The sequence below is a fragment of the Actinokineospora sp. NBRC 105648 genome, from assembly GCF_030269645.1.
GTDB lineage: Bacteria > Actinomycetota > Actinomycetes > Mycobacteriales > Pseudonocardiaceae > Actinokineospora.
This window is the reverse complement of record NZ_BSTR01000005.1, coordinates 136,812-155,334: the sequence shown is the minus strand read 5'-3', so window position 1 is coordinate 155,334 and position 18,523 is coordinate 136,812. Positions and strand designations below refer to the sequence as shown.

At 69.4% G+C, this 18,523-nt stretch carries 15 protein-coding genes, 2 tRNA genes and 1 pseudogene; 8 read left to right on the top strand and 10 right to left on the bottom strand.

What is annotated here, in order from left to right:
* Window positions 1–4: 4 nt before the first annotated feature.
* The 5 genes from QSK30_RS07315 to QSK30_RS07295 all read right to left on the bottom strand — a co-directional run bounded on the left by QSK30_RS07315 (window position 5) and on the right by QSK30_RS07295 (window position 6,585).
* Complete coding sequence (locus tag QSK30_RS07315; protein WP_285500640.1) at window positions 5–1,912, bottom strand: VirB4 family type IV secretion system protein; 1,908 nt, start codon at window positions 1,910–1,912, stop codon at window positions 5–7.
* The gene (locus tag QSK30_RS07310) at window positions 1,909–3,072 is read right to left on the bottom strand and encodes a PrgI family protein (protein WP_285500638.1); all 1,164 of its coding nucleotides are present in this window, start codon (window positions 3,070–3,072) and stop codon (window positions 1,909–1,911) included. The genes QSK30_RS07315 and QSK30_RS07310 overlap by 4 nt, the downstream gene beginning before the upstream one ends.
* The gene (locus tag QSK30_RS07305) at window positions 3,072–5,177 is read right to left on the bottom strand and encodes a TrbL/VirB6 family protein (protein WP_285500636.1); all 2,106 of its coding nucleotides are present in this window, start codon (window positions 5,175–5,177) and stop codon (window positions 3,072–3,074) included. The genes QSK30_RS07310 and QSK30_RS07305 overlap by 1 nt, the downstream gene beginning before the upstream one ends.
* A 140-nt stretch (window positions 5,178–5,317) precedes the next feature.
* Window positions 5,318–5,740, bottom strand: coding sequence for a pilin (locus tag QSK30_RS07300; RefSeq protein WP_352231552.1), 423 nt, complete (start codon window positions 5,738–5,740; stop codon window positions 5,318–5,320).
* Entirely contained in the window at window positions 5,731–6,585 is an 855-nt protein-coding gene (locus QSK30_RS07295) for a hypothetical protein (protein WP_285500635.1), read from the bottom strand. The genes QSK30_RS07300 and QSK30_RS07295 overlap by 10 nt, the downstream gene beginning before the upstream one ends.
* A 776-nt stretch (window positions 6,586–7,361) precedes the next feature.
* Here QSK30_RS07295 and QSK30_RS07290 point away from each other — a divergent pair.
* The 7 genes and pseudogenes from QSK30_RS07290 to QSK30_RS36795 form a co-directional block, all read left to right on the top strand.
* Window positions 7,362–8,192, top strand: coding sequence for a hypothetical protein (locus tag QSK30_RS07290; RefSeq protein ID WP_285500633.1), 831 nt, complete (start codon window positions 7,362–7,364; stop codon window positions 8,190–8,192).
* Complete coding sequence (locus QSK30_RS07285; protein ID WP_285500632.1) at window positions 8,185–9,078, top strand: TRM11 family SAM-dependent methyltransferase; 894 nt, start codon at window positions 8,185–8,187, stop codon at window positions 9,076–9,078. The genes QSK30_RS07290 and QSK30_RS07285 overlap by 8 nt, the downstream gene beginning before the upstream one ends.
* A 16-nt stretch (window positions 9,079–9,094) precedes the next feature.
* Window positions 9,095–10,300 (top strand): DNA-methyltransferase, encoded by a 1,206-nt coding sequence (locus QSK30_RS07280; RefSeq protein WP_285500631.1) that lies wholly within the window; start codon window positions 9,095–9,097, stop codon window positions 10,298–10,300.
* Window positions 10,297–11,655 (top strand): DNA-methyltransferase, encoded by a 1,359-nt coding sequence (locus QSK30_RS07275; protein WP_285500629.1) that lies wholly within the window; start codon window positions 10,297–10,299, stop codon window positions 11,653–11,655. The genes QSK30_RS07280 and QSK30_RS07275 overlap by 4 nt, the downstream gene beginning before the upstream one ends.
* Before the next feature lie 137 nt (window positions 11,656–11,792).
* Complete coding sequence (locus QSK30_RS07270; RefSeq protein WP_285500627.1) at window positions 11,793–12,515, top strand: DNA-methyltransferase; 723 nt, start codon at window positions 11,793–11,795, stop codon at window positions 12,513–12,515.
* On the top strand, window positions 12,512–12,745 hold the full coding sequence (locus QSK30_RS07265) for a helix-turn-helix domain-containing protein (protein WP_285500626.1): 234 nt from the start codon (window positions 12,512–12,514) through the stop codon (window positions 12,743–12,745). Before QSK30_RS07270 ends, QSK30_RS07265 begins: the two co-directional genes overlap by 4 nt.
* Before the next feature lie 96 nt (window positions 12,746–12,841).
* A pseudogene (locus QSK30_RS36795) lies at window positions 12,842–14,164 on the top strand (site-specific integrase); the annotation flags it as partial.
* A 230-nt stretch (window positions 14,165–14,394) separates the two neighbouring features.
* Here QSK30_RS36795 and QSK30_RS07255 read toward each other — a convergent pair.
* A tRNA-Lys gene (locus tag QSK30_RS07255) sits at window positions 14,395–14,470 on the bottom strand.
* A 289-nt stretch (window positions 14,471–14,759) separates the two neighbouring features.
* On the opposite strand from QSK30_RS07255, the gene QSK30_RS07250 reads away from it, so the two are divergent.
* Window positions 14,760–15,863 carry a L,D-transpeptidase gene (locus tag QSK30_RS07250; protein ID WP_285500623.1) on the top strand — a complete coding sequence of 368 codons (1,104 nt, stop codon included), beginning with the start codon at window positions 14,760–14,762 and terminating at the stop codon, window positions 15,861–15,863.
* Window positions 15,864–16,144: 281 nt separating this feature from the next.
* Here QSK30_RS07250 and QSK30_RS07245 read toward each other — a convergent pair whose 3' ends face one another.
* The 4 genes from QSK30_RS07245 to orn form a co-directional block, all read right to left on the bottom strand.
* Window positions 16,145–16,357 carry an RNA-binding S4 domain-containing protein gene (locus tag QSK30_RS07245; protein ID WP_285500621.1) on the bottom strand — a complete coding sequence of 71 codons (213 nt, stop codon included), beginning with the start codon at window positions 16,355–16,357 and terminating at the stop codon, window positions 16,145–16,147.
* Window positions 16,358–16,472: 115 nt separating this feature from the next.
* Window positions 16,473–17,249 (bottom strand): S1 family peptidase, encoded by a 777-nt coding sequence (locus tag QSK30_RS07240; RefSeq protein ID WP_285500620.1) that lies wholly within the window; start codon window positions 17,247–17,249, stop codon window positions 16,473–16,475.
* A 452-nt stretch (window positions 17,250–17,701) separates the two neighbouring features.
* Window positions 17,702–17,774 (bottom strand) — tRNA-His (locus QSK30_RS07235).
* 74 nt (window positions 17,775–17,848) lie between these two features.
* Window positions 17,849–18,457 (bottom strand): oligoribonuclease, encoded by a 609-nt coding sequence (gene orn / locus QSK30_RS07230; RefSeq protein WP_285500618.1) that lies wholly within the window; start codon window positions 18,455–18,457, stop codon window positions 17,849–17,851.
* Window positions 18,458–18,523 lie beyond the last annotated feature (66 nt).

Sequence of the window (18,523 nt, the reverse complement as noted above, 5' to 3'; positions counted from 1 at the left end):
GGGATCAGGCCGCGGTGTCGAGGTGAACGTGGCCTGCAGGGCCTTCCTCGAACTCGTCGCCGAAGTACTCGGCATCCGGTGCACCGAGATCGACCAGCGAGTCGTCGACTGGGGAGTCGGCATTGTCTGCGTACTGGGACAGTTCAGCCGGGTCGGTGGTGACCAGGTAGTTCTCGACGGGAGAGGCGATGGTCTGGAACGCGATCTGCTGGGTACCGGAGGACAGCAAGCCCTGACCTCGATCCGCGGACAGCAGGAACTGTCGGGCGCCTGCGGAGAGGTTGAACGTGTTCGCGATCTCGTTGATCGCTTGCGATGCCTGGCGCAGCAGGATCTGTGTCGCGGCGTTCGCGATGACGGCTTTGCCCAGGTCGGTGCTCAGGACATCGGCGGTGTCCTGGGTCGCGACGGTGAGTCCGGCCCAGTGCCTCCGCGATGCCTTCGCCATCCTGAACAGGAATCGCGCGCCCGCGGGCTCGCGCATGAGCAGCCAGGCTTCGTCGACGACGACCATGCGCGGTCTGCGGATCGAGGGGTTGCTGACCCGGCGCCAGATCGTGTCCAGGGTGAGCAGCGTGCCGATGGCCTTGGCTTCGTCGGGCAGGTCGCGCAGCGAGAAGACGGTCAGGTGTCCGTCGAACGTGGCGGTGGTCGGACCGTCGAACAGTTGCCGCCACGCTCCGTCGACATAGGGGTGCAGGCGCGCGGCGATCTCGTGCGCGGCCTCTTCGCCGCTGGCGGCCAGGACGTCCCGCAGGTCTCGCAGCAGGGGTGCGGGTCGGTTCCAGGTGCGCGGGTCGGACGTGATGCCGACCCGCTGGTACGTCGCGCTGATCCCGCGGTCCAGCGCGGCGCGCTCGACCGCGCCCAGCTCGGCACCGAGCAGGACCGTGATCACGGTGTGCAGGAACAACGAGCGGCGCAAGAGCGCGTCCTTCGGCGCCGAGCGTCGTCCGTCCGGTCGGGAGTGAATGGGCAGGTCGAACGGGTTGACCCGGACGTTCGGTGCGCCCACGTGGATGTAGGTGCCGCCAACGGATTCGCACAGCCTGCGGTACTCGTCCTCCGGGTCCACGACGCTGACCTCGATACCCCGATACAGCGATCGGAGCAGTTCCAGTTTCGCCAGATACGACTTCCCGGAGCCGCTTCGACCGAGTATCACCGAGTTGTGGTTGTCGAGGGAAAACCGGTCCCAGTGCACGAGGCTCTGCGATCCCATGTTGAGTCCGTAGAGGACTCCGCTGGGGGCGGAGATCGACGTGGGGACCGCGGCGGGCAGGTCCGCGCTGGTGAACGGGAACGCCGCCGCCAGTGCGGCCGTGTCGAACGTCCGGCGCATCGCGATCGCGTCCAGGCCCATCGGCAAGGTCGTGGTCCAGCCCTGCAGCGACCGGTAGGTGGTGTGTTTGGCGTCCATCAGCAGCGACGCGCACAGGGCCCGCACGGCGGTGACCTCGTCGGCTAGCTCCGGCTCCGACCCGGCGTGCACGGTGATGTAGAGGCCGATCCTGAACAGCTTCCCCTCGCCCCTGGCCACTCTGGACGACAGGTCGTAGGCGTCCTCGGTCGCGGCTTCCACCAGTGGGTTGTGCAGGCGGCCCCGCTCGGCGGTGTGCTGGCGGGAGCTCTCCAGTTTCGCCAACTGCTTCTTCAGGCGCGTGGCGGCGGTCGTGGGGTCGATCGGTTCGACGTGCAGGGCGACATCGAGTCGGCCCGGGTAGGTGAGCAGCGGGGTCAACCAGCCGGGGTGGACGTCGCGGGGGAATCCGATGATCGCCAGCGACGACACCCAGTCGGTGCCGACCTGCAGGTGTCGGGCGCTGACGGTGACGGCATCCGGGTTGAACGCCCCTGCCGACCGCGATGCCGACGGCGCCTGACGACGGGCGCGGCGGTGCTTGCGGATCATCGGGTTCGCCTCCGCTGATCGTCGTCGGCGCTGTTCTCCCACTGGTCCTCGATCGGGTCGGGTTCGCCGGTGGAGAAGTGGCCGGGGTGGTACGGGTCGAAGTACGACTCACTCGAGGTGGTGACGATCTCGTCTGCTCCGGCCATGCCCGCCGTAGGTGTCGGCAGTGAATCCGGGTTGCACGCCGCGGCGAGGACCGCGGTGACCTGCCCCGCGTCGAGGGCGGTGACGGTGATCCCGGCCGGGCCCAGCAGCTCGACCGCCTCGGAGAGTCGCCGCGCCAGCCGCGTCTCGGCCGCCCGGCGCTCCGCGCTGTCGCTCGGGTCGTCGCGTGCACTGCGACGGCGAGTCAGCGCGCTGAGCATCGCGCTCGGGGTCGGGCCGCTCAGCCCGTCGACCGCTGCGGCAGGCATAGGCTCCCGCAGGACCAACAGGACCTGGCGGCGGAGCAGGTCGTTGTCGGCCGAGAGCTGAGCGAGGTAGTCGGCGTGTTCAACGGCAGCCGCCTCCAGCGCCGCGTGCGGCAGCGCGCTGGCGCGGTCGCGGAGTTCGGCGATCTGCTGCGACAGGTCGAGACGCTCGGTGCGGACGAGCACCTGCACCGGACCGCTGAGGGAATGCAGGTACCGGGCGAACCCGGCGACCAGGCTCTCTTGCTCCGCTGGTGTGCGGAGGGCGAAGTTGACCGTCGACGCGACCGCGATCACGGCCATCCCGTCCGGCCCGAGGTCGACTACGCCGGTGTCACCGACACCGGTTGCCGGCAGGTGCAGCGCGGCGGGAGTCGGCACCGGCTCGGCTGTCGCGTGACTACCGGCCGCGGTGAGGGCGTGGGCGCTCAGCCACTGCGGTGGCGGCAGCACTCCCTCGGGGGCGGACACCCGGTGCCGCGGTGCCAAGCGTTGCCGGATCGCCGCGAGGACCAGTCGGTCCAGGCTGAGACCGTCGCGGCGGCCGAGGGCGAGGATCGCCGCGGTGGCGCCGACCGGGATCGCGACTGCCAGGTACACCGGCAGCGGCAGCCACCCGCGGGTCACCGTCCACCCCGCATACAGCACGAGACCGGTCACGGCGAGGATTGCCAGCTGACGCGCGGTCAACGGGCCGAGCAGGGTGTCGGCCATCTCGACGTCGGCGGGAATGCGAACGGGTGTGGTCATCAGGACGGCTCCTTCGGGCTCGGCGGAGTCGGGTCGGTGGTGGGCGGTCGGCGCACCGCGGGCGTGGGCGCAGCGGGTTTCGTCGGCACGGCCAACCGGTTGACGCGTCCCTGTGGGGTGATCAGTCCGGGAGCCCGCTGCGGACTGGGCCATCGACTGGGTGGCACGCGGTTCGGATCGTCGAGCTCGTCGGCGAGGGTGTGGCGTGCCTGGACCGGGTCGGTGCGGCGCACGGTGAGCGGCAACATTCCCGGCTCGGGCGTGATCAGCGGGCGCGTGACAGGTCTGGGCCGGGCTGCCGGGTTGACCTGCCCGCCGCGGGTGATCAAGGCGGGTGCGGTGGACCGCGGGCGTCGGCGGCCGGGCGGCACGCGGTTCGGGTTCTCGATCTCGTCGGCCACCGTGTGGCGGGCGCGGATCGGGTCGGTGCGGCGCAGCACCAGCGGCAACATTCCCGGCTCGGGCCTGATCAGGGGCCGAGCCACCGGGACCGGTCGGGCGTGGCGACGCACTTGCCCGGCAGGGCTGAACAGGTCCGGGTGGTCCGCGTCAGTGGGCTGCTGCCAGGGCATCACTCGGGCCGGGTCGTTGAGCTCATCTGCCAGCGTGTGCCGATGCTGGCCTACGGTCGAGTCGCCGGTAGGGCGGCGCAGCCGCATCGGCAGCATCCCCGGCTGCGGTGCGATCCACTTCTGCGCCCGCCGGGTGCGCCAGTTCCACCACGAGTTCTGCTGACCCGCCGTCGAGGAGCCACCAGAGGTCGGTGCCGGACGCCGCGGCTTGACCGAGCCCGCGGCGGCTGCCCGCCCCGCCCCACCGCGCAGCCACCCCAACGTCTTGAAGGCGATGAACCCCCGGATGGCCGAACCGATCAGCGACCGACTCCCACCGCCACCGCGGGCGGCCTTCATCAGCCAGGAGGGAATCCGGAACAGGATGACCATTAACGCCAGCGCGACAAGCAGGTTCACCAGGCCGGACGCGGTCGGCCCGAACAACGTGAAGCCACCCGGAGCGAGGAACACGCGCATCGCGGTGACTAGCGTCAGCGACTGGCACAGCTGGATGGTCAGACAAGCGCCGAACGTCCGCCACCACCACCGGGCGATGCCCTCGGTGGAGGGCAACACGTGGAACATCAACGCTAGGGGCGCACCGGCGACTAGGACGACCGTGACGGCCACGCGGACGACGTAGGTCAGCAGCAGGGCGACCAGCGTGCCCGCGATGAAGATGCCGATGAAGATGATCCAGATGCCACCGTTGAGCGAACCCATGATCAGGTTGCGCAGCGTCTCGCCCGCGGACACGGCTTCGACGCCGCCGCCCATGATCGCCTGCGCCAAGGCGTTGGCCAGCTCGATCGCCCGCGTCGCCACCCACAGCGACAGCGCCCCGGCGAGGAATCCGACGACGATGCGCGGAGCGATCTCCTTGACCCCGTGCCGGGTCTGCACGGTCTCGTAGCCCATGAGGACGATCCCGGCGATGAGGATCAGCACCGAGTAGCAGACCAGCACGATGCCCCAGGACTGGTTCCACAGCTCCCCGATCCGCGGGAGGTCATTGGGCGACGGGGTCGTGAGCAGCGTCTTGGACAGCAAGTCCAGCAGCGGGTTGAGCGCGGACTCGACGATCCCGCGGAAGAAGCCGTTGATCGCGTTGGTGATGCAGCCGCCGATGTCGCTGATGCCGCAGTCGGCGTCGCCGTTGCCACCGCCGCCCGGTTGTCCGGGAGTGCCAGGGATGCCTGGCGTGGTGGTGGCGCCTGGCTGCGGGATGCAGCCGAACCCTGTGCACGGCGTCGTCGACGTGGTGGGTGTGGTCGGGGCCGGGATGCACCCGCTCTGCGGGAGAGGCAGGTCCGTCGCACAGGGCAGCACCGAGGTCGGCAGCGGCAGGCCGGACACCGGCGGCAGGGTCGTCGGCGTCGGCAGAGTGCACACCGGCAGCGGGGAGTCCGGCTCGCAGGGCTGCACAGTCGGCAGCGGCAAACCGGGCTCGGTCGCCGCGACCAGACCCACCGCACCGGTCCCGTGTGGAGACTCGGCGCCGTTCACCACGATCGCGCCGCCCAGCAGGAGGACCAGGCCGATCACCAGCATCCACGGTCTCCGCCACCAACGGCGGACGCAAGAAGGGCTGGTGGCGCCCGTTTTCGGGGACCCGCCATCGACGACCGAAGCGGCGGTCGGCTGACTGTCCAGTTCGGCTCGATCGGGCCGCACTCGCTGGTCGTGGTGCACTACGGCCCCCCGACGATGCCCTTGAGCACCGTGACGATCAGCGGTGCCAGGGCCGCGAGGCCGTAGCCGATCGCCGCCGCCTTGAACGAGGTCTTGGCTCGCTCGATCTCCCCGGGGTCGCCGCTGCCCATCACGTACCGGACCCCGCCGATGGACAGGAACACGGTGGCGATGCCCGCGAGAATCCCCATGATCCAGTTGCGGATGTTGGTCAGGACTTCATCGATCGACTGCACGACGGCCAACACGTGGGTGGTCTCGGCGTGCGCGCCCGACGCCGCGGTCGCCAGCGTCAGCAGCGCGAGCGCGGTGGTCACCACGAGACGAGCGGCGAGGCGGCCTCGGGCGCGCGCGGCGGCGAACTCCGTGGTGGTCGGTGTGGTCGGGGTGGGGACGCGGTCGTGATGGGTGGTCAGGCCCATGGCGGCACCTCCGGAGTCGGCCTGGACGAGCGGGTGTGCGGGAAGGTGGGCGGGGTTTCCGCGCAAGGCAAAAGGCCGGATTCGGAGTCCTCTTTCTGCACCGAGCGTGACGGTTTCTTGGGCGATCCGGTGCCGCCGTTGCGCCGACGTCCGCTCACCGCCAGTGACGTTCCTGCCGGTGGGTCGGTCGTCGGCGCGGCCTCGGTGAGGGTGATTGACGCGAGCACGACGGGCAGGAGGGTGTCCGTGGGGTCGGTGTCGAGGGCCTGTTGGCGCAAGTGCTCGACGAGTCGGTCCTCGGCCCGCTCCCGCGCGCTGTAGGTGCTCTTGAGCTTCGCCTCGTGTGCCTGCGCCCACTCGGCGACCGACACCCCTTCCAGACGCGTGGCACCGATGAGGTCGGCCTCGGTCCGGGTCAGCACTCCCCGGGCGACCGCCTGGGCGAGCACCAGGTCCGGGTGGCCCCACGGCGTCCTCGGCCGTGTCGAACCGAACCCGTCCGCGGTCGGTCTCGGCGCGTCGAGCGACTCCTCCAACGCTGCCTGCCCGACCCGGCGTGCAGTCCATCGCAACCGCGCCATCACTCCCGGCGCGGCGAGATCGACAGTCGTGAGCGCTTCGACGAACCCGGACAGGACCGCGGCGTGTACGTCAGCGCGGTCGCCGCGGTAGCGGGCGGCCAACCACCGGGCGGTGCTGGCCAGGGCGGGCAGCGCCATCCCGACGCACGCGACCGTCCAGGTCGCTCCCTCGGTGCGCGACCGGGACACCAGATGCGCCCAGACCGCGTCGCGGGTCTGGCGGGTGCATTGCCTGCGCAGCAGTCGGTCCCGCAGTTCGTCCAACGGGATACGGCGGTTCGGCAGACCACGGAAGCGGCGGCCATTGACCGACAACGGGCTCGGCCCAGTCACCAGCCAGGTGAACGTGTCCCTGGCTGTATCCAAGGGAAGCCATTCATGTCTTTCACGGTCCCGATCAGGGCCGTCGACACGGTTGAACGTCATGGCGAAGTCCTCGCGACGAGAAGGTGCAGATCGACGCCGCAAGCAAGCCAGTTGCTCAACAAGAAAAGACCAAGACAAGAACAAGGACGATCATCTTGTCGCGCTTCAACGCTACTAAAGTCCGAGATCGGAACCGATCCAGACCTCGACGCCCCGCCGGTTCGGGGAGCGGGTTGCAAGATCGCTCTTAGTAGCTCTTGAGCAGGCAATTTATGTTGAGCTTAGTAGGATCGTAATCGCCGGACATCAGGTGCCACGGGCTGACTGGGTCAAGATTGACAGATTATGTTCATAAATCTCGATCCTTCGTGCGGCAACGGTGTCGTCGTTCTCGGTAAGTCGTTCCTTGAGGTGTCATTCCGCATTGGCCACCCATGGTGGAACCCTGTCTGTCTGGCATCGCTCGCTGTGAAATGAAGCCCGGCGAGGAAGAAAGTCCGGACAGCGGTGCGGAAAAACGGCCCCGAATCCGGCCTTATGAGGTGTCTGAGTGCGCGACATCCGCCGCTCCATCTCACAAGGAGAGCAGGCCAATGACACCATGTCCGCCGGAGAACGACCCGTCCGAGTCCGTAGGTCGCAGTGCGACGCGACCCGGTGCTCGCACCGTCCGGATGCGAGGCTCCGTCGGCCGCCATGACGCGCGACGAGCCACCCGACCGGCCACGGTCTGGCAGTGCGGTGGCGACGATCCCTGCGACGGCACCACCCTGCTGTCAGGATGGCTGCTCAAGGCGATCGTCAAGATCGTCACCGGCTACAGCGGACCCGGCGACCGCGTCCTGTTGCTGGCCCCGCCATCGACCGCCAACGAACCGGCCCGACGGACTCGAGTCGGCAGAGGACGCGGCCGGTACGACGGACTGCACGAAGCCGCCTGGGCCGTCAGCAGACTCGGCCGCAGCGTCCGAACCCGGACCGCCTACACCCCGGACGCCATCACCGACTTCCACGACGACCACGGTCCGCGAAGTCCGCAGTCGGTGTCCCGACCCCGACACGAGACCGACCCCACGCACCTGCCCGACCGCACCAGGCCCGGGTCGGACTCCTCGGCCACGTCCTCGTCGTCGGTGTCGTGCTCGGACACCTTCGACGTGGTCATCACCGCCGCACCCCCGGACCACACCGACTGGACGCGCCACGTCGACTGGACCGGCCTGCTGGCCCCACGAGGGATCGCCGCCGTCATCACCCACAGTGAGAACTCCGGACACCGCCTGATCGACCCGACAACCCGTCTGGTGCGCACACTCAGTGAGTGCGGATGGGCCTGGCTCGACCACGTGATCCTGCTCGAAAAGCTGCTCACCCCGCACCACGAGACCTCGACACCAGCTCTCGCGCGATCGCGGCGGGTCCACCACGACCTGCTGCTGTTCGCCCGCCCGGCAGGACCCGCTGCCGACCACGAGACCACCGGCGGGGAGGACCGCGATGCCTGACCCGACCACCGCAGGTCCGCTGTCGTCGGGGACTGAGGACCGGCTCCCGCTCTCGGTGTGGGTGACCGGCCAGACCGATCCCCAGACCCAACTGGCCGCCGGTCCCTACGTCGCCGAGACCGCCGCTGAGCTCCACCGCATCAACCCGGCCGTGGCCGCCCACGCGATCGCCCGCTACACCCGCCCGGGCGCGCTGGTGGCTGACCCCGACTGCGGAACCGGCACCACGCTCGTCGAGGCTCTCCGCGCAGGCCGCCACGCGGTCGGCATCGCCGCCGACCGCCGAAGCTGGGAAACCGCGCGGGCCAACCTCACCGCCGCAAAGCGCACCGGAGCGTTCACCGACGGCATGGTCCTCGCCAGCACGGCTGGCGGCGACGTCAACCACCTCGTCGGACTCGCGGGCCGAGTCGACCTCGTCCTCACCGCCGCCCGCCCACGCCTGGTTGACCCCGGTCCGGCCGCCGACCTCACCGCAGTCCTCGCCCGCGCCCGTGAGCTCCTGCGAACCGATGGGCACCTCGTCCTGGCCCTGCCGCGGGTTCGACGACACGGCCACCTGGTCGATCTGGCCGACCTGGCGACAACCGCCGCCCGAGCCAACGGACTCGTCGCCGTCGACCGCTGCGTCGCACTACTCGCCGAACTCCGCGGCCACCGCGTCCTCACCCACGCCTCTCTCGCCCACCGCCGAGCCGCCGAACGACACCGTCGGACCACCGGACACCCCATGGCCCTGCACGCACACCAAGACCTGCTGGTTTTCCAGCCCGCCCTGCCCACCGCGGCAACCACGGTCGCCACCCGACGCACCAATCCAGCTCGGTTCACCGTGGTCGTCCCGGCCGTCCGGCGCGACGACCTCGCCGCACTGTCCGCAGCCTGACCGGGGGACTCGAAACATGACATCCATTCCATTTTGGGACTCCGACGGTGTCACGCTGCATTGCGGCGACGCCACCGACGTCCTGTCGGCCATGCCGGACTCGTCGGTGCACTGCGTCGTCACAAGCCCGCCTTACTACGGGCTGCGCGACTACGGCACCGGCCGATGGGTCGGCGGCGCGCGGGACTGCGAGCACAGCAAGGTTCGCCACGCGGCAGCCGAGACTGACGATCCCGCGCTGCAGCATCGGCGATGCGAACGGTGCGGTGCTCTCCGTGAAGATCGACAGCACGGCCTCGAAGCCACACCCCAGGACTACATCAACCGGCTGCGTGATGTGTTCGCACAACTGCACCGTGTGCTGGTTCCGGACGGGACGGTCTGGCTGAACCTCGGCGACTCCTACAGCGCGCAACCGCCGGGCCGCACCCGCGACCCGATGGCCAACAGCACCCTGCACGGCGCCGCCGCGGCCACGACGCTGCGGGACTCGGTGCGCGCCGCTGCGGTCGACCGGACTCGTGCGCTGCCTCCAAAGAACCTGCTGGGCATGCCGTGGCGGACTGCGTTCGCCCTCCAGGCCGACGGGTGGATTCTCCGCAACGCGATCATCTGGCACAAGCCCAACGCGATGCCGGAGTCCGTGCAGGACCGGTTGTCGAACCGCTACGAGACCATATTTCTGCTTACCCGACAGCGGAAGTACTACTTCGACCTCGACGCCATCCGGGAGCCGTTAGCCCGCCCGGAAGCTATCGGCCAGCACATCGTGATCGGCGGCAACAACAAGGGGCGCCATGCCGGGATCGATGCCACTGCCCGCAGGCGAGGACACACTGCCACCGGCAGGTACGGCGCGAATCGCACCGCCATGCCCAGGTGGCGCGGAGACTCACTCGCACCCACCGGCCGCCAACACGACGCACGACACCCCAGCGGAAAGAACCCCGGCGACGTCTGGTCGATGTCCACCCGCCCGCTTCGCGAAGCGCACTTCGCGGCCTTCCCGATCGACATCCCGCTACGGTGCATCGCGGCCGGGTGTCCACCACAGGGAGTGGTTCTCGACCCCTTCTCCGGGGCCGCCACGACAGGCATGGCCGCCCGCCGACTCGGACGCGAGTACGTGGGAATCGACCTGAACCCCGAATACCACAGGATCGGGATCCGGCGTCTCCGCCTTGACAGCGGCAGCAACGGGGATGCGAGGGCCGCGGCATGACCAAGTTCAAACCCGAACACACGCCGGCCCGAGACGACCGTGTCGTGGAGCCGACCATCCTGCAGGGCGACGCCCGAGCACTACCGCTGGCAGACGACAGCGTCGACCTCGTGGTGACCTCGCCCCCGTACTTCGGGTTTCGCTCCTATCAGGACGGTGGTCGTCCGTACCCCGGCCAGTTGGGCGCCGAGGCAAGTCCGCACGAGTACATCGAGTCCCTGTTGGCGTGCACCCGGGAGATGGTGCGAGTCCTCAAGCCTTCCGGTTCGCTGTTCCTCAATCTCGGTGACAAGTACAACGGCACGAGCCGCGGCAACCGAGGCGCCCGCGGATCTGCCACCTTGCCCACGAGGGCCGTGCCGGTGAAGTCGCTGACCGGTATCCCCTGGCGCTACGCCCTGCGGTGTGTCGATGAACTCGGGCTGATCCTGCGCGCGGAGATCATCTGGTCGAAGCCGCGGGGGATGCCCGAATCGGTCCGGGACCGGGTGCGCCGCAGCCACGAGACGTGGTTCCACTTCGTCCTTCAGCCGCGCTACTACACCGCGATCGACGAGCTTCGCGAGCCGCACGCGGCATCGTCGTTGGCTCGCGCGACCCGTGCCTACCGTGCCGGGGACCGGTTCACCCCGGGTTCCCCGAACACGCTGGACCCGGCGCGGTTCTGCCATCCGGGTGGGCGGCTGCCCGGGTCGGTGTGGGAGATCGCTCCGCAAGCGTTGCGGATTCCAAGGGAATTGGGGGTGGATCACTTCGCGTCGTTCCCGGTGGAGTGGCCGCGGCGCCTGGTCCTGGGTTGGTCCCCGCATGCGATCTGCACGCGGAGCGGTCAGGGTCGACGTCGGGTGCCGCTCGGCTACGCTCTGGACCTCTCGCGTCCGCAGACCCGCCGGGCGCTGGAGTTGGCCGAGCAGGCAGGTCTGGAGCCCCGGCATCTGGCGGCCTTGAGAGCGGTCGGTCTGAGTGACACTCGTCGGGGTAGCGCGACTCAGTCCGGTGCGGGCAGCAACGCCTTCGACACCGTCGGCTTGGCCGCGCACGCCCGCGGCGTGCTGGGCGGTTACGCCCGTGAGCTCCTCCTGACCAACCCCACCGACTACGCCGAGACCTGCGAGTGCCCCGACACCTCCGCCTCCACGCGGCCGGCAGTCGTGCTCGATCCGTTCGGCGGCACTGGCACTACCGCGTTGGTCGCGTCCGTGCACGGGCGGCACGGCATCTCGATCGACGCCAGCGCCGATTACTGCCGCCTGGCCACTTGGCGGGTCCACGACCCCCGTCAGCGGGCCCGTGCACTCCATGGACTCCCGGTCAGACCCGCGCCCGGGAATGTGCCGCAGGCTCGGGCCGCGTGATCACCCGGCACCAGCGGGAGGCTGAGATGGGCAAGCCCGGACCGGATCGGTCGGAGAAACCTGGGGCAGTGCGGTTGATCGTCGGGGACGCTCTGCGGGTGCTGCGAACCTTGCCGGATCGGCAGGTGGATTGTGTGGTGACTTCGCCGCCGTACTGGGGGCAGCGGGACTACAACGTCGCCGGGCAGTACGGGAAAGAGTCCACAGTGGATGAATATGTGGATGCCCTGGCCGATGTGTTCGACGAGGTGGCGCGTGTGCTTACCGATACGGGCACGGTGTGGCTGAACTTGGGCGACACCTACGGCGGATCGTGGGGCAACTACATCGCCACCGGCTCGACCTCGGTGACGGCGACCCGTCGGTCGGGGCTGAGTCAGGGCAGGGGAAGGCCGCCGCAGTCACGCACTCGTCCGAAGGACCTGCAGGGCGTTCCGTGGCGGGTGGCGTTCGCTCTGGTGAAGCGTGGTTGGTTGTTGCGGGAGGCGATCGTGTGGTGCAAGCCCAACGCCCGCCCGGAGAGCACGCGGGATCGACTGTCCCAGACCTACGAGACGCTCTTCGTCCTCGCCCTCGGGGCGAGCCGTGACGGTTCGGGGAGCGCGGAGGGTGGGGTGTGGTCGATGCGTGCGCCGCGGGCACGGTGGGGGCACATCGCGACGGGGTCGGTGGAGTTGGCCGAGCGGGCCATCGGGCTGGGGTGCCGATCGGGTGGTGTGGTGCTTGACCCGTTCTCGGGTAGTGGCACGACCGGTGTCGCCGCGGTGAGGTCGGGGCGCCGGTTCGTGGGGATCGACCTCGATCCCGCGTGCCACGAGATCGCCTGGTGCCGTCTCGCGGGGCCGGAGGTTCAGGGGTGACCGGCACGGATCGGCCGGTGTTGACCTTCGGTGATCTCGCTGCGTTGCCGGTGACGGTGGATCTGATGACCGCGGCGCGGACCTTGGGGATCGGGCGCACGACCGCCTACGCGATGGCCAGGGCGGAGGAGTTCCCGTGCCCGTTGATCCGGGTCGGCGGCTCCTACCGGGTGCCGACCGCCGGGTTGCTGCGGCTACTCGGCCTGGAGCCCGCCCGCGGGGCGGCCTGACGGGGTTGTTCCACGCCTCGGGCGTGTCGGGCTCTCGGGCTACCCGCTGGGTGCGCGCAGCGCGAGGATCCCGGGCCCGAAACACCACCGAACAGAGTGGAGGTGGTCCCGGTGGCCCTGGGATCGGTATTTCGACGGTGCTCCTGCCGCGGCAGCGACGGCAAGGAGCTGGGCACGTCCTGTCCCAAGCTCAAACGCAGCGGCCACGGGCAGTGGTCCTATCGCATCGAACTGCCCGCCGACGCCGGTGGTGCCCGCAGGCCTCGCCGCCGAGCCGGATTCGACTCTGCGACCGAGGCGCAGGCGGAGCTGGATCATGCCCGGGAGCTGCTGGCCTTGCCCAAACCGGGCGCGGTCGAGGCGTTGCGGCGGGTCGGGGACGCGATCGCCACGGCGATCAAGGCCAAGCGGGCGCTGCCCCCGGTCGACCAGATCCGCCAACTCCTCAAGGCCAACCTGCCGGTACTGGTCCACCCCACGCTGGAGGAGTGGCTGCTGCAGTGGTTGCCAGGGCGCAAGCGGCTGGCCCGTAATACCTATCGCAGTTACGAGTCCCACATCCGTCTCTACCTGATCCCGTACCTGGGGGGCTTGCGGATCAACGAGATCCGGGTGGCTCATGTCGGGGACATGTTCGAGCAGATCGCCGAGCACAACGACGAGATCACCAATGCGCGCGCGAGCAAGGATCAGGCGCGGATCGCGGCGGTGAGGTATCAGCGTCCTGTGGGGGTGACGTCGATGCAGCGCATCCGGGAGACGTTGCGCAAGTCGCTCAATGACGCGATTCGGGCGGAGTTGATCACGTTCAACCCGGCCAAGTGGGTCGAGATGCCGCCCTCGGACCGCCCGAAGCCGATGATCTGGACCCCGGAACGCATCGAGCACTGGCTGGAGACCGGTGAGGTGCCCTCCCCGGTGATGGTCTGGACCCCGGACCTGACCGGCTTGTTCCTCGATCACATCGCCCAGCACCGGCTCTACGCCCTGTTCCACCTCATCGCCCACGTCGGTCTCCGCCGTGGTGAGGGGTGTGGTCTGCGGAAGGTCGACACGCATCTGCGGGCGGGCACGATCGACGTGCTCAACCAGATCGTCCAGTACGGGTGGGAGACCGGCCACGCCCGACCCAAGACGGACGACTCCGCCGCGACCGTCGCTCTCGACGCGGGCACCGTCCTGGTCCTGCAACTTCATCTCGCGCAGCAGGCGGCGGACAAGCAGGCCACAAGGGATGCGTGGGTGGAGACCGGACTGGTGTTCACCGACGTCGACGGCAGCGCACTGCACCCCGCCGATGTCACCGCCCTGTTCCAGTTCCTGACCCGCCAGGCCGGGCTACCGCCGATCCGGCTGCACGACCTGCGTCACGGTGCGGCGACGACCGCGCTGGCGGCGGGGGTGGAGATGAAGATTGTTCAGACCATGCTGCGACACGCCTCGATCACCACGACCAGCAATCTCTACACCAACGTGCTCACCCAGGTAGCCCGGGACGCGGCCGAGAAGACCGCGTTGATCATCCCTCGGGCGTCGGCGCGTCTTCTCGGGCCCTCCTCGGGCCCGCAGCAGACCACAGTGGACACACACCAAGATTCCTGTGAAACAGCAAATCCCCAGGTCAACGTAGAAGTTGACCTGGGGATCTGTGGTGCGCCGCCAGGGACTCGAACCCCGAACCCGCTGGTTAAGAGCCAGCTGCTCTGCCAGTTGAGCTAGCGGCGCTAGCCGGGGTCTTGCTCTCCCCGCTGACGGGAGAAAAGTTAGCACAGGGTGTCTGCCGGGCAGAAATCAGGGGGGTCCGCATATCGGATTGGACAGTGCCACTCCATCGTGTCGTCTGGTCGGGCACACTGTTCGTACAGGTCGGGGCTTGGGTGTGAGCAGGAACGGCAGGGTCGCTATGTCCAGGGGTGGACGCGCGAGGGCGTGGGTTGGACTGGTCGGGGTGCTGGCGGTCGCGGTGGCTGGGTGCACCAGCAACTCCGCTGAGTCGGCGCCGTCGAGCGGTGCGGTGAGTTCTGAGGCGACGGCGACCAGCACGAGCTCGGCGCCCGCGCCGAAGCCGCTGGCCTTGGCGTTGACCCCGGCGGACAAGGCGGCCGAGGTGGCGCCGGGGGAGCCGGTCACGGTGGCCGCTACCGGCGGCAAGCTCACCGAGGTCGTCGTCACCGGGCAGGACGGCAAGGCTGTTCCGGGCGCGCTCGCGGCCGACGGCGCGACCTGGCGGAACACTGAGGCGCTGGGCTACGGCAAGACCTACACCACCAAGGCCACGGGCCAGGACTCCGGCGGCAAGCCCGCCACCTCCTCCTCCACGTTCACCACCGCCAAGGCGAAGCGCCAGGCGTCGTTGTCGATGAATCCGCTCGATGGGCAGAAGGTCGGCGTGGGTCAGCCGTTGGCCTTCTACTTCGACGCCTCGATCGGGGACAAGGCGGCCGTGGAGAAGGCCATCACGATCACCGCGACCCCGGCGGCGGAGGGCGCGTTCTACTGGTTCAGCGACAAGGAGGTGCAGTGGCGGCCCAAGGAGTACTGGAAGTCGGGCACCTCGGTCGTGGTCGACGCGGCCGTCTACGGCAAGCACTTCGGCAACGGGGTCTTCGGCCGGGAGGACCGCAAGGCCACCATCACGATCGGTGACTCGGTGGTGGCGGTCGCCGACGGCGGGACGCACCAGATGACCGTCACGGTCAACGGCGCCGTCGCCCGCACCATCCCGGTCGCGCTGGGCAAGAAGGGCCACGAGACGCCCTACGGTACGTACACGATCATGAGCGAGCACACGAACTACGTGATGGACTCCTCCACCTACGGCGTCCCCGCCGACGCCGCGGGCGGCTACCGCACCAAGGTCGCGGTGGCGAGCCGGATGTCCAACAGCGGGATCTTCTACCACTCGGCCCCGTGGTCGGTGCGCGACCAGGGCGTCCGCAACGTCAGCCACGGCTGCATCAACATGTCCACCGAGAACGCCACCTGGTTGCAGAGCATCTCGAACAAGGGCGACATCGTGGTGGTGCAGAACTCCGGCGGCCCGGCCCTGGAGCCGTGGGACGGGCTGAGCGTCTGGCAGGTCCCGTGGGAGACCTGGAAGGCAGGCGGCAAGAAGTAGGGCGAAACGTCCGGGAACGGGGTCGACCACCGCGGTGGTCGACCCCGTTCACGTTGGTGCCGCTGGGGAGTGGCGGTCGCGTTAGGACTTGGGTGCGAACGGCGTCGCAGGTGGAGTGACCGCAGGTAGCGGCCCGCGGCCCAGGGCATGCTCGCCGGGAGCCGGGAGCCGGGAGCCGGGAGCCGGGAGCCGGGAGCCGGGAGCCGGGAGCCGGGAGCCGGGAGCCGGGAGCCGGCGGCTGGCCTGCCGAGCGGTTGTCCAGGGAACCGTTAGCGACTCCGTCAGCGGGTCGCGACGCGGATCTCGTCCCGGCCCACCGTCACGTGGTCGCCGGGGTGTACCTGCCTGCCGCGGCGGAACTCTTGCTCGCCGTTGACCGCCACCTCGCCCGCGTCGAGGAGGTCCTTGGCGTGCGCGCCGTCCTCGGCCACGCCCGCGAGCTTGAGCAGTTGGCCGAGTCGGATCATGTCGTCTCGGATCTCGATGTCGCGCATCGGTCCATCATCCCCGGCACGCGCGGCGGCCCCCACCCGGGACCGGGTGGGGGCCGCCGCTGTTCTAGGACCAGCGGTGCTTGGGTCTAAGCGGTACTGGGACTGACTACCGCGACTACAGCGCGCCCGTGTAGCCCTGGATCCAGGACTTGTGCGCGACCACGTCGGTGTAGATCGACGGGGCCTGGGCGCACTGCGAGCCACCGCCGGAGCGGCTGGTGGCGCCGATCAGTTCCCACGTGCCGCTGACCTGCTTGATCTGCGGGCCACCGGAGTCGCCGTAGCAGGCGCCCGCGCGGCCGCCGGGGTTGTTGGTGCAGATCTCGATGGAGCCGGAGATCCCGCCGCAGCTGCCGTCGGCGACGATCGAGGTGTTGAGCTCCTGCAGGGTGACCGGGGCGCCGCAGCCGCCGGGCTGCGGGCAGGTCTGGCCCCAGCCGATGATGCGGGTGGCGGTGCCGGTGGCGCCGGAGGCGGTCGAGACCCGCACCGGTGCCTGGGTGACGCTGGTGCTGAGCTGGATCAGCGCGATGTCGTTCGCGGTCCGGTAGCTCGGGTGCACGATGATCCGCGACGCCCGGGCGACGGTGCCGCCGCTGGTCCGGTTGGTGGTGCCGATCCGGGCCTGGACGCTGGCCGCCGACTTGCCCTGCACGCAGTGCGCGGCGGTGACGATCCAGTTCGGCTTGATCAGCGAGCCACCGCAGAAGTGGCCGCCGGAGGTGCTTTGCAGCGACGCCATGAAGCTGTAGGTCTGCGTCGCGTTGCCGCCGCCCACGATCGCGGGCGTCATGACCGGGCCGCCCTCGGGCGCGGCGGTGGCGGCCGACGGGGCGACGACCGCGGTGGCCGCCGCGGCCAACAGGCCCAGGAGCAGGGTGCGAACCTTCATTCGGGACTCTCCTTCCGCACCGGGGCCCTCGACCCGGTGACCCCCGAAAAGTAAAGAGTTCATGACTCTGGTGAACAGGGGTCAACCAGCGTCCCCACTTACCAGACCACCCCGCCCGCTACGCCCGAAAACCCCTCACCTGTCCCCTTCAGATACGCCCACCAGCCCATATAACGGACACCCCGCCCCGCAGACCGAACACACCCCAACACCCAACACGACGAAAAAAACGAGAAAACAGCCCCCACCCGACCCGATAGCCCCTGCCCGATGCGATCGGCGAAGCCGTGAGCGAGCCCCCGGTGCGAAGGCCGAAGGCCCAGCGAGCCCACCCAGCCACGCTGGGTCCGTAGCCGATCGCACCGTGGGGGGTCCGAGGGGCTCGGCCCCCCGGGAATGACGAAGGCCGACCCGGTTCGCGCACTCCGCGAACACAGGTCGGCCTTCGGCCGGGTGAGTGACGGGACTTGAACCCGCGGCATCCTGGACCACAACCAGGTGCTCTACCAGCTGAGCTACACCCACCATCGTCGCCGCGAGCGTTTCGGCCCGCAGCGCTTGAACATCGTAGCGCGTCGGTGTCGGCTACCTGAAACCGGTTAGGCGGTCGGGGGGTGCAGCACGGCCTCGGCGACGGCTTTCGCCTGCTCAGTGCTAGGGCCGGGCTGCGCGACGAACGCTGTTCCCCGGTAGTACCGCAGCTCCCGGATCGACTCGCGGATGTCGGCCAGCGCGCGGTGGGCCAGGCCCTTGTCCGGCTGCGCGTAGTAGATCCGCGGGTACCAGCGCCTGCACAGTTCCTTGATCGAGGACACGTCGACCATCCGGTAGTGCAGGTGGCCGTCGAGGGCGGGCATGTCGCGGGCGATGAAGCCGCGGTCGGTGGCGATCGAGTTGCCGCACAGCGGCGCGGTGCGGACCTCGGGCACCCAGGCGCGGACGTAGTCCAGCACCTGCTGCTCGGCCTCGGCGATGGTCAGCGCGGAGGCGCGGACCTCCTCGGTGAGACCGGAGCGGGCGTGCATCTCGCGGACGACCTCGGGCATGTCCGCGAGCTGCTGATCGCCCGCGTGGATCACCAGGTCCACGCCGTCGCCGAGGATGTTGAGCTCGGAGTCGGTGACCAGGGCCGCGATCTCGATCAGGGCGTCCTTGCCCAGATCGAGCCCCGTCATCTCGCAGTCGATCCATACCAGGCGGTCGGTCACCTGGGCGAGCTTAGTCTGACCGGTCGCATAACCTGCGCGTGTGTCGGATTCGACTAGGCTTCGGCC